The organism is Zafaria cholistanensis (genome assembly GCF_008580665.1).
In the GTDB taxonomy this organism is placed as follows: domain Bacteria; phylum Actinomycetota; class Actinomycetes; order Actinomycetales; family Micrococcaceae; genus Zafaria; species Zafaria cholistanensis.
In genome coordinates, this window is record NZ_BKDJ01000001.1 from 116,064 (window position 1) to 140,126 (window position 24,063).

Below are 24,063 nucleotides of genomic sequence, written 5' to 3' on the forward strand. Positions count from 1 at the left end.
AAAAAGACTTTTAGGAGATTATCGTGGCTCAGAACACTGAAGAGCTGAATGAATTCGAGGGTGCGGCTCCGGCCGCCTACACCTCCGAGTCCGCACCGGCCGGCGAGACCGTCGTCAAGGAGCGCCCGGCCCTGACCGTCGCCGGTTCCGCCGTCGGCCGCCGCAAGGAAGCCGTCGCCCGCGTCCGCGTTGTTCCGGGTTCCGGCAACTGGACCGTCAACGGCCGCACGCTGGAGGACTACTTCCCGAACAAGCTGCACCAGCAGGAAGTCAACGAGCCGTTCAAGCTCCTTGAGCTCGACGGCGCGTACGACGTCATCGCCCGCATCCAGGGTGGTGGCCCCTCCGGCCAGGCCGGCGCGCTGCGCCTGGGCGTTGCCCGTTCCCTGAACGAAATCGACCGCGAGAACAACCGCCCGGCGCTGAAGAAGGCCGGCTTCCTGACTCGCGACGCCCGCGTCATCGAGCGCAAGAAGGCCGGTCTCAAGAAGGCCCGTAAGGCTCCGCAGTACTCCAAGCGCTAAAACCGCTTGCCCGGAGGGATTCGCTGGCGCGATTCCCTCCGGGATCGCGGCGGTTTGCCGCGCCTGGTTGTCCATGCGCCCAAACCGCCTTACCGAAGGCCCCGCAGCGAAAGTTGCGGGGCCTTCGGGCGTTCCCGGCCCAAACCCGCGCTTCCGGAACAGGTTCCCGGGGAATCCCGGTGGGCCGGCTTTCCCTATGCTGTCCGCATGGAGATCATCGTCCTGCCCGACGCCGACGCGGCCGGCCGCCACGCCGCCGGAATCATTGCCCGGACCATCGCCGCCCGGCCCCGACCGGTGGTTGGCGTCGCCACGGGCTCCAGCCCGCTGGCCACCTACCGCGAGCTGGCCGCCCTGGTTGCCCGGGGCCTGGACGTCTCCCGCACCACCGCGTTCGCCCTGGACGAGTACGTGGGCTTGGGGCCGGAACATCCCCAGAGCTACCACGCGGTCGTCGACCGGGAGGTCACCCGGCGCCTCGGACTGGACCCCGGGCGAGTCCACGTTCCGGACGGTTCCGCCAGGGACCTTGAGGCCGCCTGTGCCGCCTACGAGCAGGCCATCACCGCCGCCGGGGGAGTGGACATCCAACTGCTCGGGGTCGGGGCCAACGGCCATATCGGCTTCAACGAGCCCGGTTCCTCGCTGGGAAGCGCCACGCGCGTGAAAACCCTGGCACCGGGCACCCGCCGCGACAACGCGCGCTTCTTCGGCGGTGATCCGGAGGCGGTGCCCGTCCACTGCCTGACCCAGGGCATCGGCACCATCCTGCGCGCCCGGCGCCTGGTGCTGGTGGCCACCGGTGCCGCCAAGGCGCAGGCCGTGGCCACCCTGGCCGAGGGGCCGCTGGGAGCCTACTGCCCTGCCACCGCCCTGCAGCTGCACCCGGAGGCAACCGTCGTGGTCGACGAGGAGGCGGCGGCGCAACTGGCGCTGCGCGAGTACTACGACTTCGCCCGCGACCACGCCCGGGACCTGCCCGCCCCACCTGCCTGAGCAGCGCACCCGGACGGCCGGCAGGCCACTGGTTGGACCCCCCGTCCTGGGCGTACAGTTCGAGGAGGCCCCAGGTTCGAGGAGAGGGGACCCGAGATGCCCGACGAAACCGACGGGGTGCTGGACAAGGCCACAGTGGAGGCCCCCGAGCACCTGGAGCCGCCCGCGGGGGAACGCCGTTCCGTGTCCGTGGACTATGTCGGCGAGGTGGATGAGCTCCAGGAGCTCGAGCAGCGGGCGCACCGCGCCATCCCGGTCGCGGACCCCGACGCCTGGCGCCACGACTACCCCTACGAGACCAAGCTGACCAACCGCGCGTACGAGCGGCAGAAGCGGGCGCTGCAGATCGAACTGCTCAAGGCGCAACTGTGGGTGAAGGAAACCGGCCAGAAGGTCCTCATCATCTTCGAGGGCCGCGACGCCGCCGGCAAGGGCGGGGCAATCAAGCGGTTCATGGAGCACCTGAACCCGCGCGGTGCCCGGATCGTGGCGCTGGAGAAGCCCACCGACATCGAGCGCACCCAGTGGTACTTCCAGCGCTACATCCAGCACCTGCCCAGCGGCGGGGAGATCGTGATGTTCGACCGTTCCTGGTACAACCGCGCCGGCGTGGAACGCGTGATGGGCTACTGCGACGCGCGGCAGCTGCTGGAGTTCATGCGAGAGGCGCCGGAGCTGGAGCGGATGCTGGTCAATTCCGGGATGACGCTGGTCAAGTTCTGGTTCTCGGTGGGCCGGCGCGAGCAGCTGGCCCGCTTCGCCAACCGCGAGACGGATCCCGTGCGGCAGTGGAAGCTGTCCCCCACGGACCTGGCCTCGCTGGACAAGTGGGACGAATACACCCAGGCCAAGGAGGCGATGTTTTTCTACACCGACACGGCCGACGCGCCCTGGACAGTGGTGAAGTCCAACGACAAAAAGCGCGCCCGGCTGGAGGCCATGCGCCACGTGCTGAACCTCCTGGACTACCCGGACAAGAACCGGCGGGTGGTCCACCCGCCGGATCCGCTGATCGTTGGCCCCGCCTCCCGGGTGTTCGAGGAGGGGGAGCGGGGCGGAACCGACTTCCCGGTGCTGGCCCCGGGCCGGCCCGGCCACGGGGAGAACCGCGAATCCACCCGTGACACCGGGCGGGCGGGCGGCGGCTTCCCGGAGGCAGCTTCCCGCCAGAAGGAAACGCCGCAGGCGCAGCCGGGCTGAAGCGGCCCGCCGCAACCGGTGCCGCAGCCGGCGCCGGAGCCGGGCGCCAGGGGGCCTGCTTCCTGAAACCACCAGGTTTGGCCCCAAAATCTGTGACCTCCGACAGGCGACCCCGCCGCTCCGGCGGGCACCCGGGGACGGCGGTGCCTGTCCCCGGTTCTGCCGCGAGGCACGCCGGCCTGCGCCCAAAGCCCCACGCCGCAGGGGGGTTCGTTCTCACCGCCCCCGCCCCGTGACAGGTTCGGACGGGCCGGCTCCGGAAGGCCTCCACGTGGTCCCCGTCGACGGTTTTCAGGAGGTGGACGCACCGGGCCTGCACGTTTGGTCCCGGTGGGCTCCTATGATGGATGGTGATGGCACGACTATTTGGCACGGATGGCGTCCGTGGAAAAGCGAACGAACTGCTCACGCCCGAGCTGACGCTGCGGCTTGCCCAAGCGGCCGCCGTCGTGCTGGGCCACCGGGTTTCCGAGGGCCGGCGGCCCGTGGCCGTGGTGGCCAGGGATCCGCGCATCAGCGGGGACTTCATTTCCGCCGCCATCGAGGCGGGCCTCGCCTCGGCGGGCGTGGACGTGTACGACGCCGGCACGCTGCCGACGCCGGCGGCCGCGTTCCTGGTGGCCGACCTCGGCGCGGACTTCGGCGTGATGATTTCCGCCTCCCACAACCCGGCCCCGGACAACGGGATCAAGTTCCTGGCCCGCGGCGGGCACAAGCTCGACGACGCGCTCGAGGACGCCATCGTGGCACAGATGGCGTTCGAGCCGCCGCGCCCGCTGGGCGGGGAGGTGGGCCGCGTCCGCCGTTTCGCCGACGCCGAAGACCGCTACCTCGTCCATTTGCTGCAGAGCCTGCCGAACCGCCTGGACGGGCTCAAGGTGGTCCTCGACTGCGCCCACGGCGCGGCCAGCGGCTGTTCCCCGCAGGTCTTCGCCACCGCGGGCGCGCAGATCGTGGTAATCGGCGCCGACCCGGACGGCCTCAACATCAACGACGGCTACGGCTCCACCCATTTGGGCAACCTGCAGGAGGCCGTGCTGGCGCACGGCGCCGACCTGGGGATCGCGCACGACGGCGACGCCGACCGCTGCCTGGCGGTGGACCACACCGGCGCCGTGGTGGACGGGGACCAGATCATGGCGATCATGGCCACCGCCCTCAAGGAGCAGGGGCGGCTCAAGGACGACACCCTGGTAGCCACCGTGATGAGCAACCTGGGCCTGAAGCTGGCCATGCGCGAGGCCGGCATCACCATCAAGGAAACCGGCGTCGGGGACCGCTACGTCCTGGAGGGCATGCGCGAGGGCGACTTCAGCCTCGGCGGGGAACAGTCCGGACACGTCATCTTCGCCGACTTCGCCACCACCGGAGACGGCGTGCTCACCGGCCTGCAGGTCGCCGCCCGCGTGGCCGGCACGGGACGTTCCCTGCGCGACCTGGCCGCGGCGATGACCGTGCTGCCACAGATCCTCATCAACGTGCGCGGAGTGGACAAGGCCGCCGTGGCACAGAACGACGCCGTGGCCCAGGCCGTGCGCGAGGCCGAGGCCGAACTGGGGGAGAGCGGGCGCGTGCTGCTGCGCCCCTCCGGCACCGAACCGGTGGTGCGGGTCATGGTGGAGGCGGCCGACCAGGCCACCGCCACCGGCGTCGCTGAACGCCTTGCCGCCGTCGTGCAGGCCGAGCTCGCCCTGGAAGCGAACGCCGTCAACTAGCCCGGCCAGTTAGGCCGGTCAGTCAGCCCGGGCAGCTAGCCTGCCAGCGCGCCCAGCCGGTGGCGCAGCGGCCAGTCGCCGCTGGCCAGCACCGGCTGGCTGCCCTGCCCCGTGCGGGGGTTCAGGACCAGCGGCGCCAGGAGGTTCACCGTGGGCCCGCCCTGCGACGGGTTCACGACCACCAGCAGCTGCAGCCCTTCCGTGTCCGGGGCGGAGACGGCGGAAAGCTGGGGGCCGGAGAGCTGGGGGGCGTAGCCGGGAACCAGATCCGCGGACAGGGCGAACAGGCGCAGCCCGGGGTCCGCCGCCGCGCGCAGGGTATGCAGGCCCGGGGCCCCATCCACCTCGTCGAGGTCGTAGGCGGTGTGCCGGCCCAGGCCGGCCAGGGGTTCGCTGAAATCGATGCGCAGGGTCATGAGAGGTAGTCCATCAGGCTGGTGTTGAGCACTTTCGACGTGGCGGACAGGGCCGCCTGGTAGGAGAGCTGCCGGGAGGAGAGGTTCAGCGCCGCCTCGGCGAGTTCGATGTCCTCGGCGGCGGAGCGCGTGGATTCCAGCAGCGCGGTGGATTCGCCCAGCGCGTCGGCGGCCCGCCCGACTGCGGCATAGCGGGCCCCGACGTCGGCCTGGCCCAGCAAAAGGGTCTGGCGCCGGGCGTCGAGCTCGGCCAGGCGCCCACCCACCGGAGCGCCGCTGCGGATCTCCGCGGCGAGGCCGTCGAGCAGGGTGAACAGCGAGCCGGCCCCGGAGCCGAACAGGGCGGCGCCGTCGGCATCGACGCGCACGCTCTGCCCTTCGCCCACCCGGCGCAGCACCGCGCCGGGCGCGGGGGCGGCCACGGGAGGTTCCCCGGCGAAGGCCTGCGCGGCTGCCGAGGTGCCGGCGAACACGTTGCGTCCCAGCAGGGTGGTGTTGGCGACCCCGAGCAGGTCCTGCCGGAGCGAACCGATCTCTTGGGCGATCGCGTCCCGCGACTCCTGGCTGTGGACGCCGGTGTTGGCCGCCTGCAGGGTCAGGTCGCGGACCCGCAGCAGCAGGTCGGTGGCGCTGCTGAGCGAGGAGTCGAGGGTGCCGAGCCAGAGCTGCGCGTCGTTGATGTTGCGCCCGTACTGCTCGGCGGCCCGTTGGCCGGAGCGCGCGGCCATGGCCGTGCCGGTCGCCGCCGGGTCGTCCGAGGGCTTGGCGACCCGCCGCTGCGAGGTGGCCTGTTCCAGGGCGGAGGTGTAGCGGGCCTGGGAGGTCTGCAGGCGCTGCTGTGCACCGGCGATGGAGCTTTGGTGGGTGACACGCTGGAACATGGCTACCTTCCGACGGTTCCGGTGCGGTTGATGAGCACGTCGAGGACCTCGTCGACGGCCGTGATCACGCGCGCGGCGGCCTGGTAGGACCGCTGGTAGGCAAGCAGCGCCACGTTTTCCTCATCGACGCTGACCGCGGAGCCGCCCAGTTGGGAGGCCTTGGCGCGGTCCTGGATGGCGGCGGCGGTGTCCGCGGCGGTGGCGGCGGTGGCGGCCAGGGAGCCGGTGGCCACCACGGCCGACCGCCACAGCGCGTCCGGCCCGCTCGTGGAACCGCCCAGCAGGGAGATCGCATCGGCCACGGAGGCGTCGTACGCCCCGGCTCCGGGGGCGCCGGTCGCGACGCCTTGGGGGCCCGTGGGCACCACCGCCAGGGTGGCACCGGGCGAACCGGGCCCGATGGCGAAAAAGTCCAGGCCGGAGGTCCCCACCGTCGTGCTGCCGGAGGCATGGATGGCGTTGGTCTGCGTGGCCAGGGCGGAAGCGACGGCGTCGTAGGCGCCAAGGGTCTGCGCGAAGGCCCCGGAGGCCGGATCAAGCACGGAGCGCAGCCCGGCGAGCTCGCCGGAACCGAGTTCGGCGGCGGTTCCTGGCCGGTGGGCCCATTCGACCTGGGGCGTGCGGTCCGCCAGGACGGAAACCGCCAGCGGGCGGACCGTGCCGGCCTCGACGAGGGGGATCCCTCCGATGCTGGCGGTGGCGGTGCCGTCAGCGGCGAGGCGGACCTTCGCGCCCGTGAGGGCGGAGAGCTGTTCCAGCGCGGCGTCGCGCTGGTCCATGAGCCCGGCCGCGTTGGTTCCCGAGGCGGTGGCGGCCTGGATGGAGATATTCAGGTCGGCGACGCGGGAGGCCACCGAATTGGCCTGTTCGACGGCGCTGGAGGTCCGCGCGGCGGCTGCGTCGCGCGCGGCGGACACCGAGGCGTAGCCGGAGCGGATCGTGGAGGCCAGCGGTCCGGCGGCGCTGAGTACCAGCGAGGCCCGGCCCGCGTCGCCGGGATCGTTGGAGAGGTCCTGCCAGGCGGCCCAAAAGTCCGCAAGCCCGGCCTGCAGGCCCAACTCGCCCGGCTCGCCGAGGATCGCCTCGATCTCCGTGTAGGCCTCCGCGCGCACGCCGGTGAAGGCGGCGTCGGCACCGCTGGTGCGCACCAGCGCATCCGCCTGGGCATCGGCCAGGCGGCTGATGCCGGTGACGGCGGGGCCGCCGGAGGCCGGGGTGGCCGCGGATATCCCGGCTGCCGGGGCGGCGGCCGTGGCGACGCGCTGGCGCGTATAGCCGGCGGTATCGATGTTGGCGAGGTTGTTCGCGGCGGTGTCGATGCCGGCACGGGCCGCGCCCAGTGCGGCCAAACCGGTGCCGAGGGTGCCGAAGGTGCTCATGGGTGGTTCGCCATCCTAGAGGGTGCGGTCGAGGGTGGGGACGGTGCCGCCCATGGGCTGGAGGCCGGTGGCGTCGTATCCGGCGGCGGTGGAATCGCTGGCGGCCGCGGATTCCTGCACCGAGCGGATGAGGCTGCGCAGGAACTGCTCATTGGCGTCGCGGAGCGTGCGGATGGCTTCGGTCTGGGCGGTAATGGCCTCCAGATGGCCGGAGAGGATTTCGGTCCAGGGCCCCACCGGGGCGGCGGCGGCCAGCTGGCGCAGGGTGGGACGGTCGGTGAGGGCCCATTCGTCGCCCAGCGCGGTCATCAGCACGTCGCAGGCCATGACCTCGTCCCGGAGCCGCTCCGAAACCCGCTCGACCTCGCGGGTGGCGAAAGTGATCCAGCGGTTTTTTCCGGCCGTGAGCAGCATCTGCTCGACTTCGAGCTTGTAGCGGAGGATCTCCAGGAGTTCGCGCTGCCGCCACAACGCCGCAGACAGTTCGTGGGCCCCCATATTGCTCCCTTGCTCGATGCATGACTGGCCCCGGAAGATCCGTGCTTGTCGGCGCCACCATTACACGATCGGCAAATAGCGGGGGTTCGTTAGCGGCGGGGTGTTACGCTTCTGGCTTGTTGAGCATGTTTGCAAACTCTGTTGACGATTTACGGGTCGCCACAGATGTCGGTAGGCGCGTTGCGGCGGCATGAGGGCTTGGAGCCCCGCACTTGCAGCCTCACAGGGGGGACGTTCAAAAGTGGATCGTGCTACACGGGACCAGTTGGTGCTGGACCATTTACCGCTGGTCGGATACCTGGTGTCCGACCTCTGTATGCGCGTGACCAATGCCGACCGCGAGGAGATGGCGGCCGTGGGTGCCCTGGCCCTGGTGGCCGCGGCAGGCTCGTACGACCCGCAGCGCGGGGTGCCTTTCGGCGCGTTCGTGCGGATCAGGATCAACGGGGCCTTCGCGGACGAGATGCGTTCGGTGGACTGGGCCACCCGCGGCACCCGTCGCAGGATCCGCGAAACCCGCCAGGTCCGGGACTCCCTGGCCCAGGCGCTCTGCCGCGAACCCTCCACCGATGAGCTGGCCGCCGCCCTGGGTGTCTCCCGCAGCGAGGTCGAGGCCACCCTGCAGGATGCCTCCCGCCGGGTGAGCCCGCTGGACGAGCTGACCGCGCAGATGATCGCGGACCAAAGCGAGGGCCCCGAGGACGCCCTCTTTGCCCGGGAGCGCGCCGAGACGCTGCGCCACGCGGTCGAGGCGCTGCCGGAGCGCATGCGCCGTATTGTCCGGGACCTTTACTTCGGGGACAAAACGGTCAAGGACCTGGCCGCCGAGCTTGGCTGCACGCACTCGGCCGTGTCGCAGCAGCGCTCCGAGGCCCTGCGGCTGCTGCGCGACGCGGTGGAGCCCCGCGTCACCGGCCTCCCAACTGTCCCGGGGACCCGGCACTCCCGCGTTGCCGCCGACCGGTACCAGCGCTACATGGCGGATTTTGAGCAGGCAGCGGCCCGCCCCGTCGCCGCCGGACTCGAGGGCGGGCTGCGCGACGGCCAGCCCCGCCCCGCCGCCCGGACCTACGCCTAGCCGGCAACCGGGACAGGCGCGGTTACGGGGCCCGGCAGGCCCCGGAAGATTCCCGAAGAAATTCCCGGTCAGGGGCTAACGCTCCTGACGGGGCGGCCGATAGCCGCAGATGGAACCCATGGACGGGGACCATTAACTGCCTGAATCTCACGGAGGAGAACAACCATGGGCATGACCGTCAACACCAACATGGCCGCGAACAGCGCCTACCGCAACCTCAGCAACACCCAGAACACCCTGAGCAAGTCCATGGAGAAGCTCTCCAGCGGCCTGCGCATCAACCGTGCCGCGGATGACGCCGCGGGCCTTGTCACCGCCGAGGGCCTGCGCTCGCAGGTCGGCGGCCTGCAGGTGGCCCAGCGCAACGCGCAGGACGGCATCTCCGTCATCCAGACCGCCGAAGGCGGCCTGACGGAGTCCCACTCCATCCTGCAGCGCCTGCGCGACCTGGCCGTCCAGGCCGGCAGCGATTCGAACAACCCCGAGTCCCGTGCCGCCATCGCCAAGGAGGCCACCGCGCTGGTCTCCGAGTTGGACCGCATCGGCAACTCCACCAACTTCAACGGCACCAAGCTGCTGGACGGCTCCGCCAACCTCAGCTTCCAGATCGGCGCCGACGGCGAAACCTCCAGTCGCATCGGCGTCAACCTCAAATCGGCCAACCTCTCCGGAGTCGCGGACGCGCTGAACGTCGGCACGAAAGGTGCGCAGATCGGGGTAGCCGATGCGACGTTGGTCGCCGGTGCAATGAATTTCTCCATCACCGCCGCTGACGGCAGTACCAGCACCATCACGACTGCGAGCCTGGGCGCTGCCGGTGACTTCGCCACGGTCCAGGACGTTGCCGATGCCCTGAACGCGGACACCACATTCCGCGGCGCCCTGTCCGCCACGGTGGACGCCAATGACAACCTGGTGGTCACTAGCAGGACGGGTGGCACCGTGTTCGGCGGCAGCACCGCCAACACCCACGGTGCCGCGAATGCCAACGTTGGCACTAGCGCCCTCGCCGCGGGTGGCCTTGATTTCTTCAGCGCCGGGGGGGCCGCTAACGCGATCAAGTCAATCGACACCCAGATCTCCGGCATTTCCTCCGCCCGCGCGGACTTGGGTGCAACCCAGAACCGCATGGAGTCGGCCCTCACCACGCTGAGCGTCTCGCAGGAGAACCTCTCCGCCGCCGAGTCCCGCATCCGCGACACGGATATGGCCGCCGAAATGGTCAAGTACTCCGCCGCCAACATCATGTCCCAGGCCGGCACCGCAATGCTGGCCCAGGCCAACCAGTCCACTCAGGGCGTCCTGCAGCTGCTGGGCTAATCCTGGAGTAGACGGGTCCTGACGCCTGCCACCCCCCAAGGGGCCGGCGCCGGACCACCACCTGGAGCACCGGACCCCATCCGGTGCACCGGGTACACCGCCGAGGTTTCCCCAAACCGACGCGGCAGGCGGCAGTTCGGGGGCGTCCTTGCGGCGTCCCCGAACTGCCGCCTGCGTTTTCGGTCCCGACGGCATCCCGGTGCCGCCGGGACCGCGCCGCCAATTCCATACCGCCACGCCGATCGACACACACGAGGAGGGACATGGCCTTCGCCATTGACGGGCTGGTCAGCGGGCTGCAGACCAGCGAGATGGTCGACGCCCTGGTCAACGTCCACGCCATCCCGCAGACCCTGCTCAAGCAAAAGATCAGCGCCGGCGAATCCAAGGTCTCGGCGCTGCAGTCGCTGAACTCCTCGATCGCCAGCCTGGCCACGCTGGCCCAAAAGACCGCGTCCCCCAAATCCCTGGCCCTTTTCACCGCCACCAGCAGCTTGGACAAGGTCGCTGCCACGGCCGGGCCGACCGCGCGCGCGGGCTCCATCAGCCTCACGGTTGAGGCCACCGCCACCCGCCACCTGGCGGTCACCGCGCCGGCCACCGCCTGGTCCGGCACGGAGCTGACCATCAAGGTCGGCACCGGCACTCCCACCACGGTTACCGCCGCCTCCACCTCTTTGGACGACGTCGTCAAGGCCGTCAACTCCTCCAACACGGGAGTCACCGCGTCCAAGGTCGCCGCCGGCACCGACCCGGACACCGACGAAACGCTGTACCGCCTCCAGTTCACCGCCGCCGAAACCGGCGCCGCCCACGTTTTCACCGTGACCAGCGGCGGGACGGACGTGTTCGCCGAGCCGGGCGGCGCGGTCGTGACCCAGGGCCAAGACGCCTCGGTGCTGCTTTACGCCGGCACTGCCGCGCAAACCCAGCTGAAGTCGGCCACCAACACCTTCACCGGCGTCCTGGACGGCGTGGACATCACGCTGGCTGCCGGCGCGGCTAAGGACACGGTCGCCGAAATCGTGGTGGAACCGGACACCAAGTCCCGCACCAACCTGGCTAAGGACCTGGTCGGGTCCCTGAACGGCATATTCAGCACCATCAACGCCAAGACGGCCGTGACCGGCAGCGGTGATTCCACCCGCGCCGGCATCCTGAGCGGGGACAGCACCGTCCGTGCCGCCAAGGACCTCATCTATACGGAGGCCTCCCGTCCGGTGGAGGGCCGCTCGCTGTCGGAGATCGGCATCTCGGTCACCCGCCACGGCACGCTGGAGTTTGACGCGGACAAGTTTGCCGCCGCGCTGGCCAGGGACCCGGACTTCGCGGGCCGGGCCCTGGCGGAGATGTCCACCCGGGTGCAGTCCGCCGCGGAAACGGTCAGCGACAAATACGACGGCATCCTGACCGGCAAGATCACCGGGCAGGAAAAACTCATCGACGGGTGGGAAGTCCAGGTGGAGAAGTGGGACTCCCGGCTCGCCACCCGCCGCAGCCAGTTGGAGCGCATCTACGCCCAACTGGAAGTCACCCTGGGCAGGATGCAATCCCAAGGCGACTGGATGACAGCCCAGACCACGGCCCTGAACGCCTCGAAGAAGTGAGCACGAGCATGAACCAGACCGCCTACGCCATGGCCCGCTACGGGCGCGAAGCCATCCTGTCCGCCACCCCCGCCCAGCTGCTGGTCATGCTCTGCGACCGGCTTATGCTGGATCTGGGCCGCGCCGAACAGGCGCAGGTCCAGCAGGACTGGCCGGCCGCGTCCGCCCAGCTGCTCCACGCACAGGACATCCTGATGGAGCTGTCCGCCTCCCTGGACGTCACCGTGTGGGACGGGGCCGAGGACCTGCTGGCGCTGTACCGGTATGCGCACACCGCGCTGGTGAACGCCAACATCTACCGCAACGTCGGGCTGACCCGCGAAGCGGCCTCCCTCATGGGCCCGATCTGCGACTCCTGGCGCCAGGCGGCGCAATCCCTTCCCGCGGGCCAAGCCCTTCCCGCGGGCCAAGCCCTCCCGGGTTCCCAGGCGGCCGCAAACCCGTTCGCGGCACGCCCGGCCGCCCCGGCGTCGCCTTTCGCCGCCTGGGACCACAGCCCGCGTGAGGCCGGAGGCACCCTTGGTGTCGGTTGAGCCGGCCGCCGCCCCGCACACCGCGGCGTGGGCAGCGGTGCTGGCGGAGCTGGAGGAACAGGTGGACTCCGCCGAAGGCTGGCTGCGGGCCTACGACGGCGGCACCGGGATCCCCGATTCCGCGGCCCTGCCGGGCGCCGGCTGGACCCCGCCGTCCGGGCTGGGCCCGGTCCCTTCCGAACTGGCCGGGCGCCTGCTGGCCGTGCAGGCACGCCACCGGGACGCCACTGAACGGCTGGCCCGTACCCGCACGGGCGTGGCCGGGGCACTGGCCGCCGCCCGCGCGGCGCTTGCCACCAAGGACCCGGCCCCGGGCATCTACCTGGACCAGGAAGGCTGAACGGATGTTTGAATCGCTCTCCATCAGTGCGCTCACCAGTGCCCTGGACGGGCTCTCGGAGCGCCAGCGCGCCATCGCCAACAACATCGCCAACGTCAACACGGAGAACTACAGCGCCCGCCGGATCCTGTTCGAGGATGCCCTCCAGGCCTCGATCGAACGCGGCGACGGCCGGATCGAGACGGCCACCGAAATCTCCCGGGAACCGGCCCGGCAGAACGGCAACAACGTCAACCTGGACACCGAGACCCTTTCCAACATCGACACGGTGCTGAGGTACCAGTTCGCGGCCAACGCCGTGAGCGGGAGCTTCTCCTCCGTCCGGACCGCCCTGAGGACCCACTGATGACCTTTGACGCAATCGGCATCGCCGGCACCGGCCTGGGCGTCCACCGCAAGTGGCTGGACGCCGTCGCCGACAATATCGCCAACGCCAACACCGCCACCCCGACCAACGGCGAGGCCTTCCGCGCCCGCTACATCGCCGTGCGGGCGGACGCCAACGGCGAGGGCGTGTACGTGGCCGGGGCGGCCTGGGGCGACGCCGGGGGACGGGTGGTCCACGAGCCGAACCACCCGCTGGCCGACGCGGAGGGCTATGTCCGCTACCCGGAGATCGACCTGGGCGAACAGATGGGCGCGCTCATCATGGCCCAGCGCGGCTACCAGGCCAGCGCCGCCGTGGTGGACCGGGCCAAGGCCACCTACGAAGCCGGACTCCAGATCGGACGCAACTGATATGGCCCTGGACATCAGCGGCATCACCGGAGCCGGGGGCCTGGGCGGATCCGGCATGGTCGCCTCCCTGTGGGAGGACGCCCAAGCGGCCATCCAGGCCCCGCGGGCCACCGCGCCGGCTGCAAACGACGGCGGCACCTCCTTCGCCGGGACCCTTGCCTCCGCGGTGGACGAGGCCCAGGGCCTGCAGGGCACCTCCAAGGCCCTGGCGCTGCAGGCCGTGACCGGGAACCTGGACGACATCCACAAGGCGACCATCGCCTCCGCGCGCGCCGCGGTGTCGCTGGAACTGATCGCCACCGTCCGCAACAAGGGCATTGATGCCTTCAACGAGATCATGAGGATGCAGGCCTGATGGCAACCGCCGTGCCGCCCGTCGTGGGCCGGATGGTTTCGGCCCTCCGCGAGTTCACCATCGCCCAGCGCACAATCGCGCTGATCGGCCTGGGGGTGCTGGTCCTGGGGGCCACCGCCCTGGGGTTCTGGCTGGCCCGCCCCTCCTACACCCCGCTGTTCAGCGGGCTGCAGGCCGCGGACGCAAGCCTGGTCGTCGAACAGCTCCAGGCGGACAACGTCCCCTACCAGCTCACCGACGGCGGGGGCACCATCCTGGTGCCCCAGGAGAACGTGTACGACCAGCGGCTCAAGGCCGCCTCCTCCGGGCTGCCGGCCGCGGAGGCTGACGGCTACTCGCTGCTGGACTCGGTGGGGGTCACCTCCTCCGAATTCCAGCAGGACGTCACCTACAAGCGCGCGCTGGAGGGTGAGCTGGCCAGCACCGTGGCCTCCCTGGACGGGGTGAAGGGCGCATCCGTCCAGCTCGCCATCCCCGAGGAAACCGTGTTCACGGAGAACGCCGCCGAGCCCACCGCCTCGGTGTTCGTGGAGACCCAGCCGGGACGGGGCCTGACCAAGGAGCAGGTCCAGGCCGTGGTGCACCTGACCAGCGCCGCCATCGAGGGACTGACCCCCGCCAACGTGGCCGTGGTGGACTCCTCCGGCAAGGTGCTCTCCGCCGTGGGCTCCGGCGCCGTGGGAAGCGCCGACGAGCAGGCCACCGACTACGAACAGCGTGTCTCCGCCGCCGTGCAGGGCGTGCTGGACCGTGTGGTCGGCGTCGGCAACGCGACCGTGGCGGTCGCCGCGGACATGAGCACCGACACCACCGAGCGGATCTCCGAAACCTACGGCGGCAGGAAGACGGCACTGACCGAGACTTCGGACAGCGAAAGCTACACCGGCACCGGGGGTGGGAGCGGGGGCGGGGTCCTTGGCCCCGACAACATCGCTGTCCCGGAGGGGGCGAACGGCACCGGCGAGTACCTCAACGAATCGGCCAGCAGGACCAATGCCGTGGACAAGGTGGTCGAAACCAGTTCCATCCCGGCCGGCCAGGTGCGCCGGCAGAGCATCTCCGTGGCGATCGACGCGGCCGCCGCCGGGGGCGTGGACGTGGACGCACTGAGCAACCTGGTCTCCTCGGCCGCCGGCGTCGATAACCAGCGCGGGGACAGCCTCGCCGTCGAAGTGGTTCCCTTCAACACGCAGGCCGCCGAGCAGGCCGCCGCCGCCCTGGCCGCGGCGCAGGCTGCCGAGGAGGCGGCCCGCCAGGAGGAACTCATTCGCGGGGGCATCATCGCCGCCGCCGTCGTGCTGGGCCTGGCCATGGCCGCCTTCTTCATCGCCCGGGCCCGCCGCCGCGACCGCCGGGAACCGCTGGAGAGCCCCGAGGAGTTCGAGCTCGAGGAGATGCGCACGCTGGCCCGGCTCGGGTCGGCGCCGACCGCGGCAGTCACCGCACCCCCGGCCACCACCTCCATCCCGGCGGTGCTCCCGGCGGTGGCACAGGCCCCGGCGATCGAAGCCCTCCCCACAGCCCGTCCGGAGCTCGCCGCAGGAGCCTCCACCCAGGCCGACCGCCAGCGGGCCGCGGTCGGCCACCTGGCGGCGACCGACCCGGCACGCACCGCGGAGTTCCTGCGGGCCCTCATCGACGGGGACTCGGGCACCGCCCCCGCCGCGGCCAAACCGGCAGCCCCCGCTCCGGCGGGAACACCCGCCCAGGATCCCTCGGCCGCCCCCGCGACTGCTCCGGCGGCCGCGGAAAACGTTCCGGCCTGAAAGCCGACCCCTGAAAGCCGTGATCCGTGAAAGCCGTGACCCCTGAAAGCCATGACATGAAAGCCACGACGTGAAAGCGAACCCCCGCAGCGAACTGTCCGGGCTGCAAAAGGCCGCCGTCGTGCTGATGCAGCTCGACCAGGAGGCCGCCGCCGCGGTCATGCGCGAACTCAGCGAAACCGAGGCCCAGGACCTGGCCACCGAGATCGCGCGGCTGCGCCGGGTCGAGGCGGCGGTAGCCGACGCCGCCCTTGCCGAGTTCCACGAGCTGACCCTTTCCGGCCAGCGCCCGGCCCGCGGCGGCAAGGACGTGGCGGCCGGCCTGCTGGAGGCCACCTACGGCCGCGACCGCGCCTCCGGGGTGATGGACCGCCTGTCCGCGAGCATGGCCGGCCGTTCCTTCGAATTCCTCGAGGACGTCGACGCCGGGCAGATTTCCAGCCTGCTCGACGGCGAACTGCCGCAGACCGCGGCCCTGGTCATGGCCCACCTGCAGCCGGACCACGCGTCGGCGGTGCTGGCCGGTCTGCCCGAAGCCTCCCGCGTCCAGGTGGCCCAGGCGATCGCGGAGATGGGCCCGGCCGTCCCCGAAGCCGTGGCTTTGGTCGCGGAATCCCTCAAGAGCCGCGTCGGCGCCGTGGTCACCACCCGCAACGCGGGGGAGAGCCTGGGCGGGATCCAGCCGCTGGTGGACATCCTCAACCGCTCCGACGCCGCTACCGAACGCGGCCTGCTGGCGTCCCTGGCCGAGACCGACCCCGCCTTGGCCGAGGAGGTCCGCTCGCGGCTGTTCACCTTCGCCGATCTGGCCAAGCTGGAGAACCTGGACCTGCAGAAAGTCCTGCGCGGGGCCGACCCCGCCCTGCTGGCGCTGGCCCTGCGCGGTGCCCCCACGGCCGTCGTCGAGGCCATCGAGTCCAATATCAGCGAACGCACCCTGGCGGCCCTGGCGGAGGAGACCTCGATCCAGCGCCGGGTCCGCTCCTCGCAGGTGGAGGACGCCCGGGCGGAGATTGTCCGGGCCGTCCGCGCCCTCGAGGCGCAGGGCGAGGTGAACGTCCGCCGCATGGAGGAGGACAGCTATGTCTGAGCCGGCCTACCGGTCGCTGGAACTTCCTGTCCTGGGCACGGAGCGGATCGACACCGCATCCGAACGCGCCCGGGTCCGCGGCCATGCCGCCGGTTACGCCGCCGGCGCCGCCCGCGCGGCGGCCGGACTGGCTGCTGCCCGCGCCGAACTGGAGGCCCAGGCGGAACGCCGCCGCGAGGCCGAACAGGCCCGGGCGGCCGCCGCGGTCCAGGCCCTCGAGGCCGCTGCGGCCGGGCTGAACGCCCGCATGGTGGACCACCTGGAGCAGCTGACCGGCCTGCTGGCCGGTGCCGCCCTGGATTTGGCCGCGGACCTGCTTGGCTCCGGCGTGCTGGGGGACCGGGCGCGGTCCGCCCTGGACCGGGCGCTCGCAGTGCCCACCGACCCGCCCGTCCACACGGTCCGGCTGCATCCGGAGGACCTGGCCGCCCTCTCCGGCCTGGCCGGCGTGCCCGGGCAGGGGCCGGCCGGCGTCGTGCTGGTGGCGGACCCGGCCCTGGCGCGCGGGGACGCCGTGGCGGAGTACGACGGCGGGTGGATCGACGCGCGGCTTGGCGCCGCCGTGGCGCGCGCCCGCGCCGCGCTGCAAGGCGAGGACTGGTGAGGCCCGCAGCCGCCCCCGGCAGCCTGGCGGAACCGGGCGTGATATCGGGACCGGGCGTGATATCGGGACCGGGCGGAATGTTGGAGCCGGGCCGGAAGTTGGAGCCGGGCCGGCCGCCGGAGCTGCAGGGGCTGCTGGCCGGCATGGCCGCGGCCGGGGCTCCGCGGCGCACCGGCCGGGTGGTGGCCGTCAGCGGACTGGGCTCTGAGGTCACCGGGCTCGCACTGCCCGTGGGCGGAGTGGTGCGCTGCGGCGGAGGCCTGGCCGAGGTGGTTTCCGCCGGCCCGGGCTCGCTGCGCTGCATGGCCCTGGAACCCGCCGCCCGGCTCCAGGTCGGCGACGACGCCGTGGCGGCCCCGGACAGCGGCCTGGTCCGGATTGGGCCCGGCCTGCTGGGCCGGGTCCTGGACGGGCTGGGCCGGCCCATCGACGGCAAGGGGCCCTTGGCCGGAACCGTCCCGGTAGACAGCCACCAGGCCCCGCCGGAGGCGCTGGAACGCAGCCGCATCCGGGAGCAGCTGTCCACGGGAGTGCGCGCCATTGACGCGTTCACCCCGCTGGGCCGCGGCCAGCGCATGGGCCTGTTCGCCGGATCCGGCGTCGGCAAGTCCTCCCTGCTTTCCATGGTGGCCCGCGGCTCCGAAGCCGCCCTGAGCGTGATCGCCCTGGTGGGCGAGCGCGGGCGCGAGGTCCGAGAATTCCTTGAGGACGACCTCGGCCCCGAGGGGCTGGCGCGTTCGGTGGTGGTTGTCGCCACCAGCGACCAGCCCGCCCTGATGCGCCTGCGGGCGGCCCGCACGGCCACCCGCATCGCCGAGCATTTCCGCGACGGGGGCGCCGACGTCGTGCTGATGATGGACTCGCTCACCCGGGTGGCGATGGCCCAGCGGGAGATCGGCCTCACCTCGGGCGAGCCTCCGGCGACCCGCGGCTACCCGCCCTCGGTCTTCCCGCTGCTCGCCGGGCTGCTGGAGCGCACCGGCCCGGCGCCGGTCGGCTCCATCACCGCGCTGTATACGGTCCTGGTGGAGGGCGATGACCACAATGAGCCGGTGGCGGACACCGTGCGCTCGATCGTGGACGGGCATATCGTGCTGGACCGCGCGCTCGCCGTCTCCGGGCACTACCCGGCGATCGACGTGCTGGGTTCGGTGTCCCGGCTGGAATCGCGCATCGCGTCCCCGCCCGTGCGCGCCGCCGCCACCGCGGTGCGCCGCGTCATGGCCGCCCGCGCGCAGGCCCGGGACCTGATCGACGTCGGCGCGTACAAGGCCGGCGCCAACCCCCTGGTCGACGCCGCACTGCGCCACCAGGCGGACCTGGACGCGTTCCTGCGCCAGGACATGGACCATCCGGTCCCGGCCGCGGTGTCCGGGCAGGGGATCCAGGAACTGGCCGCCAAGCTGGCAGCGGGGGCCTGAACGGTGTCCGGGCAGGAAGATCAGGAACAGGGGCTGGCATGAGGATGGATCGGGCCATGAAGCGGTGCGAGTCATGAGCACAGGCGGGACCAACCGGCTCGCCTCGCTGCTGCGGCTGCGCCGGCTGGAGGAGGACCTCGCTGCCGCCAAGGCGGGGGAGGCCTCCCGCCGGGCCGGAGCGGCGGGACGTCGGGTGGAAGAGGTCGACGCGCAGATGGAGGCGGCGGCTCAGGCGGAGTCGGCGGCGCAGGCCGCGGCCACCGCAGCCACCGCCGCGTTCCAAGCCCGGTTGGGCGGGTACGGGCTGCTGGCCGAACTGCGGGGCATGGCCGCTGAGCACGCCAGCGCGGCCGCGGCCGCCGAGGACGGACTGAGGGAGGCCCGCCAGGCGGCAGCCACGGCAGCGAAGGCCGTGGAGCGCCGGGCCGCGGAGGCTGCGGCGGCCGCGGGACGCCTTGAGCAGGCCGCCCTGGATGAGGCCGGTGCCGCGTCCTGGTCCCGGACCCGGGGGAGTTGACGGGCGGGGCAGCCGGACGCTTTGAGGCCACAGAGAGGCGGAAACGGCGCCGGCAGATTCCACGGGATGCCGCCGCACTCTGCCCCGGCCTTTTCTGTTCCTTCCACCCGCGGATGAGTCCATGCTGGAGGGGGCAACAGGGGTCAGGCCGCTTGGCTCCGCCCTGACCCTGCGGACGCTAGAGAGGGCAGCCGCCATGAGAACACCCGAACTCGACGCCACCTTCGTGCTGAGCAGGATCCTGGTCAAGAAAACCCAGGATTCCGGAGGGGACGAGCCGTACCTGTGGGTCGTTGGCTTCAAAGTCGACGCGGACACGCTCCGTTCCGGCGCCAATCCGCTGATCCCCACCGTGGAGGTCCACACCTTCGCTGGAGGACCCCACTTCCCCAACATTCGGGGCTCCGGCAGCATTGGCGCGGGCCCGCATCCGGTGCCGATCCCCGCAGCGCTTGGTACCCGCACCTTCCGCCTGCGGCCCGCGTTCCTCGACGGAACCGGATGGTTCGACGGGTTCGGGGGCATCGTGTGCCTGCTGTGGGACCAGGACGAGTACGCTCCCAGGACGTCAGAAGAGGGCCGGAAGGAGTTCGAACGCCTGGTGGGGACGGCCCTCACGGACCTGTTGAACCTTCTCCTCCACGGCGATCCGGGATTCGACGCGGCGCTCACCACGGACGCCCAAGGAAACCTGCTGCCCCAACCGGCGGGCGGCCTTGGTCTCACGGCCCGCATGCGACGGCTTGCGGACCCCGTGGGGGCGGCAAACGTGGCCAGGGAGCTCGCCGTCCGGCTGAAGTCCTCCCTGCTGGCACCGATCGAGGCCGCCATGGAGACTGAGGCGGATGTGGATGAGAGCTTCGATGACGACGACTCGCTGGGGGTTCAGGCAGCCCTCTTCACCACCGGCCAACTGCAGTCCCTGCAACCGATCAGCCTGCGTTTCATGGACGCGGGCGCGGACTACGAGGTCACGGGGTTCGCCTCCGGAGACCGCGTCCACAGGCACAGCTTCATCTCCTCGGTCCACTCAGTTCAACGGCAACTGGTTGAGATGACCCCAGTCGATGCCAAGGTGTGCTGGTTCGCCCCGAAAACCTACCAGGCAATGACATTCCGCCAAACCACCACCACCAGGTTCATTGTTACGAACCTTAGCGGGACCCCCGTCGAGCAGGTGCGCTGGCTCCTGGACGGCAGGCCGCTCGACGGGCCTTCCGGCACCGTCGGGGTGACGCTGGAGCCGGCAGCCTCGATGTACCGCCCGCCCGTCGTCAGTGTGGCCGCCAAGTACCCCGGGGGCGGAGGGACGCTGGCTTACACCATCGAGGGGCCCATCATGGACCTGACCAACACCGCCGGCGACGGCGTCTTCCACGGCACCGTACAGGCCGTCGTTCGCTACGAGGGAGACCCGCCGCTGGATGGACACATGGACGGGCCAACCCTGCTTGAGCGCGGCTATCGGCTGACCACGGCTTTCAGCGTCGTCACGCTCGAGGTGCTGATGGGCGACGATTACCGTTGGGACGTCCAGCGGTGTCTGGGGATGGTCCAGGACATCGACCGCAAGCGAATCCCCGTCAACTGGGGCAGGGTAAAAATCATCCCGGGCGACCCCCCGCCCACGTGGGATTCCCTGCAGGAGGTTATCCGCCAGGAGTTCCTCATCACGCAAAGCCTGGCACGGCATATGCCTGATGAGACGGTCGGACCGGACACAGATGGGGCCCGATCGCCGGCGGAGCGGCTGCGCGGCCTGCAGGCCCTGCGCGAGGAGGGCTTGATCTCCGCTGACGAACTGAAGGCCGTGCGCGCCCGAATCATCGCGCAACTGTAGATGCACAGGCAGGGAGGCAGCCCCCAGACCGGCGTGTTCGGCGGGCTGCTTTCCCGCGCGTGCTTAACTTCCGCCCGGTCCTGCCGACAGTAGGTGCTGAACCCCACGGAAAGGGCCCGATGAGTTACGAGGCGGCGCTGGAGCGCATCTCCAGCATCCAGTCGCGGTTCGCCATGGCGCAGACCACCGGGGCCTCCATTGCCGGGGACGCCGCGGCGCGGACTGCGGTATCCGGCACGTCATCGCTGGAATCGCTGGCCTCCCGCCTGGGCATGGACACCTCCGGCACCTCCCTGGAGTCGCTGTCCACGCTGCTGGGCTCGGAAGCTTCCCGCTCCTCGCTCTTCGCCCAGGCCCTGGACTCCGCCAGCGCCACCTCCCAGGCGCCTTCCTCCACGGGTGACACCGCGGCCGGAGGAGCCATTGTTGCCACGGCCAAGAAGTACCTCGGAGTGCCCTACGTGTGGGGCGGAACCGATCCCGACAAAGGCCTGGACTGCTCCGGCCTGGTGCAGCTGGTGTTGGGGGAACTTGGCGTGGACATGCCGCGGGTGGCGCGCGACCAGGCGAAGGAAGGCGCCCTGGTCGCTTCCCTCGCCGAGGCCCGGCCCGGGGACCTGCTGGGGATGCGCAACGGCTCCCACATTGCCATCTATCTGGGCGACAACAGGATCCTGCATGCGCCACAGCCCGGAGAGTCCGTCTCCATCAGGTCGCTGACCAGTGCCGATGACATCGATACGATCCGGCGCGTTGTGCCGGCCGCCGGATGATCGCCGCGGGGGACCTGGCCGCACTCCAAAGCGCGGTGCGCCAGGCGTCCGCGCGCCCGGATGCCACGCGCCCGGATGCCACGCGTCAGGGAACCGGACGTATTCGGGCGGGACGGGACCCGGACCCCGGCTTCGAGCGCAGCCTGGAGGATGCACGCCGCCTTGAGGACGCACGCAACCTTGACGAGGCACGCCGTGCCGGTGAAACACTGCGCTCGGGTGAGGGAGCGGGTGGATCGGTGGACAGTAGGGCCCGGGCCGCAGTTGTCTCCCTAGGGACAACGGGTTTCCCCGTCCCCCTCCAGGCCGAAGGGGCACCAAAAGCCGGGGGTAGCCTGGCCCGGGGAGACCTGGCCCGGGGAGACCTGGCCCGGGGAGACCTGGCCTCGGGAGACCAGGGGGTTGCCGGCTCCAGCCTGGGATCCGCCGGCCCGGCCGTAAACTCCGCCGGCCCCGACCAGGACTGGGACGCCCGGTTGCCCGGCCCAGCAACTGCCGGCCTTGCCCCGGCAGACCCGGCTTTCCGTGCCGCGGCCGGCGTGGGCCTTCAGGACACCGGGCCGGTTCCGGAGCAGGGGCAAGGACGCCTCCGAGAGGCGTCTGCCGCGCTGCCAGGCATGCCGGGTTCCGCCGTGACCTCGAATGGACGAGCCGCGGCTGAAAAGTTCTTGTTTGGAACGTCCTTGCCCGAAGCGTCCTTGCCCCAAACGTCCTTGCCCGGTACCTCACTGTCCGGGACGATTCCTTCGGTTGTGCCCGGCATGGCCGCTTCAGGGGCGTCAGGCACGGGGTCCGCAGTCGACGGCATTCCCGGCGCGCTCGCCGGCCAGTCCATGGATGAATCCGGGGAGGGTGGATCTGCACTGGTTGAATCTGCGCTGGTTGAATTTGGGCTGGGCAAATCCGGGCTGGGCAAATCCGGACCGGGTGGATCTGCGCTGGGCCAATCCCCGCCAGGCGGCTCCGGACCGGATGAATCCACGCAGGGCCAATCTGTACAGGGCAAACCCGCACAGGGCGGTGACAGTGGCTCGGGCGGTTCTGGCTCGGGCGGTTCTGGTGCGGAGGGTGCGGGTCTGGATGGTGTGGGGCCGGACGGTGCTGGCCTGCACAGCGGGCGGCAGGACGTCCTCCAGGGCGGCCTGGTGATTCCGGCCCATCATCCTGCCCAGGGAGCAGTATCTTCCTCCACAGGGGCCGGCGTTCCGGTGCCTGCCGCGGGCGAGGTGTCCTCCCCGGGGCCCGTGGCGGAGGCCGGCGCACCCGCGGCCCGCCCCGCGATGGCCGGCCATGTGCCCCTGAACCGCCAGTTGGGTGGACCGGTCGCCCTGCTGGCCACGGCCGGAGCGGGGGAGCATTCCGTCACCGTCCGGGTCAGCCCGGACACGTACGGGCCCGTCACCGTCCGCGCCACCATCGGCGCGGACGGGAGCATCAAGGTGGAACTTGCCCCCGCCACCCAGGCCGGACGCGAAGCGCTGCGCCTGGGCCTGGCCGACCTGCGCCGCGACCTCGCCCAAGTCTTGGGGGCCCAAGCCCAGGTGAGCATCCACCTGCCTTCGGACCCGGGTCGGCCCGGCGCCCTCGCGCAGGGAACCGGCCACGGGGCCCTGCCCGGCGGCGACACCGGCGGCGGCGCGGGCCAGAACGGTTGGGGCCAGCACGGCGCGGGCCAAAACGGTTGGGGCCAAAACAGCGCCGGACAGAACAGCTTCGGGCAGAACAGCTTCGGGCAGAACAACCCGGATCAGAACAGCCCCGGCCAAAACAACCCCGGCCAAAACAACCCACGGCAAGACGGGGACGGCCCCGGATCCGCCCTGCCCGGAACCCCGGGAGGCCGCGGCGCCGGTGGCCCTGCCGCGGACGGAACAACCGGCGTCGTGCTCCCCGGTGATGCCGGGACCGGGAGCCTGGACGTGTTGGCGTGAGGTGCCAAACCCCCTTTTAGGGGAGGTCCTGCTTACGCGCGGCCCCGGAGAACCGATAGACCAGCACAAGCACGCCCACACGCCAAGGAGAAACCATGTCGATCGAAGCCATCGCCTCCGCCTCCGGGGCGGCGCTGGCCGGGTCCGGCTCCGTCCGCGAGGCCAAGCAGGCCATGGACAGCGAGGTCTTCATGCAGCTTCTGGTCACCCAGCTGCGGAACCAGGACCCCAGCTCGCCGATGGATACCACCGACATGGTCGCCCAAACCACCCAGCTGGCCATGATGGAAAGCCTCACCCAGCTGACGGACGGCGTCGGGGGGCTGCTCACCGCGCAGCAGAGCACCCAGGCCGCGCAGCTGATCGGCGCGGCCGTCACCTGGACGGATGCCTCCGGCACGAGCCGTTCCGGAACCGTGGACTCCGTCTCCTTCGGCGGGGCAGGACCTACCCTGTCCGTGGACGGCACCGACGTCCCACTGTCCGGAATCACCGGGGCCAGCGTCCCGGGCCCCGGTGCAACCACCGCGTAACCGACTTC

The 24,063-nt window shown here is 71.1% G+C and carries 25 protein-coding genes; 21 read left to right on the plus strand and 4 right to left on the minus strand.

Translation table 11 applies throughout. From position 1 onward, the window contains the following. Window positions 1–23: 23 nt before the first annotated feature. From rpsI to glmM, 4 genes are all read left to right on the plus strand, one after another. Window positions 24–524 (plus strand): 30S ribosomal protein S9, encoded by a 501-nt coding sequence (gene rpsI, locus NCCP_RS00630; protein ID WP_225873595.1) that lies wholly within the window; start codon window positions 24–26, stop codon window positions 522–524. 207 nt (window positions 525–731) lie between these two features. Next, complete coding sequence (nagB, locus tag NCCP_RS00635) at window positions 732–1,520, plus strand: glucosamine-6-phosphate deaminase (protein WP_149955167.1); 789 nt, start codon at window positions 732–734, stop codon at window positions 1,518–1,520. A 96-nt stretch (window positions 1,521–1,616) separates the two neighbouring features. Then, window positions 1,617–2,720 carry a polyphosphate kinase 2 gene (ppk2, locus tag NCCP_RS00640; protein ID WP_149955168.1) on the plus strand — a complete coding sequence of 368 codons (1,104 nt, stop codon included), beginning with the start codon at window positions 1,617–1,619 and terminating at the stop codon, window positions 2,718–2,720. A 353-nt stretch (window positions 2,721–3,073) separates the two neighbouring features. Then, on the plus strand, window positions 3,074–4,435 hold the full coding sequence (gene glmM, locus NCCP_RS00645; RefSeq protein ID WP_149955169.1) for a phosphoglucosamine mutase: 1,362 nt from the start codon (window positions 3,074–3,076) through the stop codon (window positions 4,433–4,435). 35 nt (window positions 4,436–4,470) lie between these two features. Here the strand turns inward: glmM and NCCP_RS00650 are convergent, their stop codons facing one another. From NCCP_RS00650 to flgN, 4 genes are read right to left on the minus strand one after another with little or no spacing between them, the layout of a single operon-like run. Continuing rightward, entirely contained in the window at window positions 4,471–4,851 is a 381-nt protein-coding gene (locus NCCP_RS00650; protein ID WP_149955170.1) for a flagellar assembly protein FliW, read from the minus strand. After that, window positions 4,848–5,732: a flagellar hook-associated protein FlgL gene (gene flgL, locus NCCP_RS00655; RefSeq protein WP_149955171.1), complete on the minus strand. Its 885-nt coding sequence runs from the start codon at window positions 5,730–5,732 to the stop codon at window positions 4,848–4,850. Before flgL ends, NCCP_RS00650 begins: the two co-directional genes overlap by 4 nt. Before the next feature lie 2 nt (window positions 5,733–5,734). Beyond that, window positions 5,735–7,111 carry a flagellar hook-associated protein FlgK gene (gene flgK / locus NCCP_RS00660; protein ID WP_149955172.1) on the minus strand — a complete coding sequence of 459 codons (1,377 nt, stop codon included), beginning with the start codon at window positions 7,109–7,111 and terminating at the stop codon, window positions 5,735–5,737. Between the two features lie 15 nt (window positions 7,112–7,126). Then, window positions 7,127–7,609: a flagellar export chaperone FlgN gene (gene flgN, locus NCCP_RS00665; protein WP_149955173.1), complete on the minus strand. Its 483-nt coding sequence runs from the start codon at window positions 7,607–7,609 to the stop codon at window positions 7,127–7,129. Window positions 7,610–7,850: 241 nt separating this feature from the next. Between flgN and NCCP_RS00670 the strand changes: the two genes are divergently transcribed. From NCCP_RS00670 to NCCP_RS00755, 17 genes are all read left to right on the plus strand, one after another. Beyond that, window positions 7,851–8,687: a sigma-70 family RNA polymerase sigma factor gene (locus tag NCCP_RS00670; protein ID WP_172627237.1), complete on the plus strand. Its 837-nt coding sequence runs from the start codon at window positions 7,851–7,853 to the stop codon at window positions 8,685–8,687. A 165-nt stretch (window positions 8,688–8,852) separates the two neighbouring features. Continuing rightward, the gene (locus NCCP_RS00675; protein WP_149955175.1) at window positions 8,853–10,007 is read left to right on the plus strand and encodes a flagellin N-terminal helical domain-containing protein; all 1,155 of its coding nucleotides are present in this window, start codon (window positions 8,853–8,855) and stop codon (window positions 10,005–10,007) included. 263 nt (window positions 10,008–10,270) lie between these two features. Next, window positions 10,271–11,614, plus strand: coding sequence for a flagellar filament capping protein FliD (gene fliD, locus NCCP_RS15390; protein WP_149955176.1), 1,344 nt, complete (start codon window positions 10,271–10,273; stop codon window positions 11,612–11,614). Window positions 11,615–11,622: 8 nt separating this feature from the next. Then, on the plus strand, window positions 11,623–12,147 hold the full coding sequence (fliS, locus tag NCCP_RS00685; RefSeq protein WP_149955177.1) for a flagellar export chaperone FliS: 525 nt from the start codon (window positions 11,623–11,625) through the stop codon (window positions 12,145–12,147). After that, entirely contained in the window at window positions 12,137–12,487 is a 351-nt protein-coding gene (locus NCCP_RS00690; protein ID WP_149955178.1) for a hypothetical protein, read from the plus strand. Before fliS ends, NCCP_RS00690 begins: the two co-directional genes overlap by 11 nt. Window positions 12,488–12,491: 4 nt before the next feature. Then, window positions 12,492–12,833 (plus strand): flagellar basal body rod protein FlgB, encoded by a 342-nt coding sequence (locus NCCP_RS00695; RefSeq protein ID WP_149955179.1) that lies wholly within the window; start codon window positions 12,492–12,494, stop codon window positions 12,831–12,833. After that, window positions 12,833–13,225: a flagellar basal body rod protein FlgC gene (locus tag NCCP_RS00700; RefSeq protein WP_149955180.1), complete on the plus strand. Its 393-nt coding sequence runs from the start codon at window positions 12,833–12,835 to the stop codon at window positions 13,223–13,225. Before NCCP_RS00695 ends, NCCP_RS00700 begins: the two co-directional genes overlap by 1 nt. A 55-nt stretch (window positions 13,226–13,280) precedes the next feature. Continuing rightward, window positions 13,281–13,580 (plus strand): flagellar hook-basal body complex protein FliE, encoded by a 300-nt coding sequence (gene fliE, locus NCCP_RS00705; RefSeq protein ID WP_149955515.1) that lies wholly within the window; start codon window positions 13,281–13,283, stop codon window positions 13,578–13,580. Beyond that, window positions 13,580–15,346, plus strand: a complete 1,767-nt coding sequence (gene fliF / locus NCCP_RS00710; RefSeq protein ID WP_149955181.1) for a flagellar basal-body MS-ring/collar protein FliF — start codon at window positions 13,580–13,582, stop codon at window positions 15,344–15,346. The genes fliE and fliF overlap by 1 nt, the downstream gene beginning before the upstream one ends. 70 nt (window positions 15,347–15,416) lie before the next feature. Beyond that, a complete protein-coding gene (fliG, locus tag NCCP_RS00715) occupies window positions 15,417–16,436 on the plus strand; it encodes a flagellar motor switch protein FliG (RefSeq protein WP_149955182.1) in 1,020 nt (339 codons plus the stop codon). Next, window positions 16,429–17,040 carry a FliH/SctL family protein gene (locus NCCP_RS00720; protein WP_149955183.1) on the plus strand — a complete coding sequence of 204 codons (612 nt, stop codon included), beginning with the start codon at window positions 16,429–16,431 and terminating at the stop codon, window positions 17,038–17,040. The genes fliG and NCCP_RS00720 overlap by 8 nt, the downstream gene beginning before the upstream one ends. A 77-nt stretch (window positions 17,041–17,117) precedes the next feature. Beyond that, entirely contained in the window at window positions 17,118–18,461 is a 1,344-nt protein-coding gene (locus tag NCCP_RS00725; RefSeq protein ID WP_414727685.1) for a FliI/YscN family ATPase, read from the plus strand. A gap of 73 nt (window positions 18,462–18,534) precedes the next feature. After that, on the plus strand, window positions 18,535–18,978 hold the full coding sequence (locus NCCP_RS15490; protein ID WP_149955184.1) for a hypothetical protein: 444 nt from the start codon (window positions 18,535–18,537) through the stop codon (window positions 18,976–18,978). Between the two features lie 196 nt (window positions 18,979–19,174). Next, window positions 19,175–20,818, plus strand: coding sequence for a hypothetical protein (locus tag NCCP_RS00735; protein ID WP_149955185.1), 1,644 nt, complete (start codon window positions 19,175–19,177; stop codon window positions 20,816–20,818). A gap of 119 nt (window positions 20,819–20,937) precedes the next feature. After that, on the plus strand, window positions 20,938–21,591 hold the full coding sequence (locus tag NCCP_RS00740; protein WP_149955186.1) for a C40 family peptidase: 654 nt from the start codon (window positions 20,938–20,940) through the stop codon (window positions 21,589–21,591). Window positions 21,592–22,799: 1,208 nt separating this feature from the next. Continuing rightward, window positions 22,800–23,522: a flagellar hook-length control protein FliK gene (locus NCCP_RS14880; protein ID WP_172627239.1), complete on the plus strand. Its 723-nt coding sequence runs from the start codon at window positions 22,800–22,802 to the stop codon at window positions 23,520–23,522. Between the two features lie 95 nt (window positions 23,523–23,617). Further along, window positions 23,618–24,055 (plus strand): flagellar hook assembly protein FlgD, encoded by a 438-nt coding sequence (locus NCCP_RS00755; protein ID WP_149955188.1) that lies wholly within the window; start codon window positions 23,618–23,620, stop codon window positions 24,053–24,055. Window positions 24,056–24,063 lie beyond the last annotated feature (8 nt).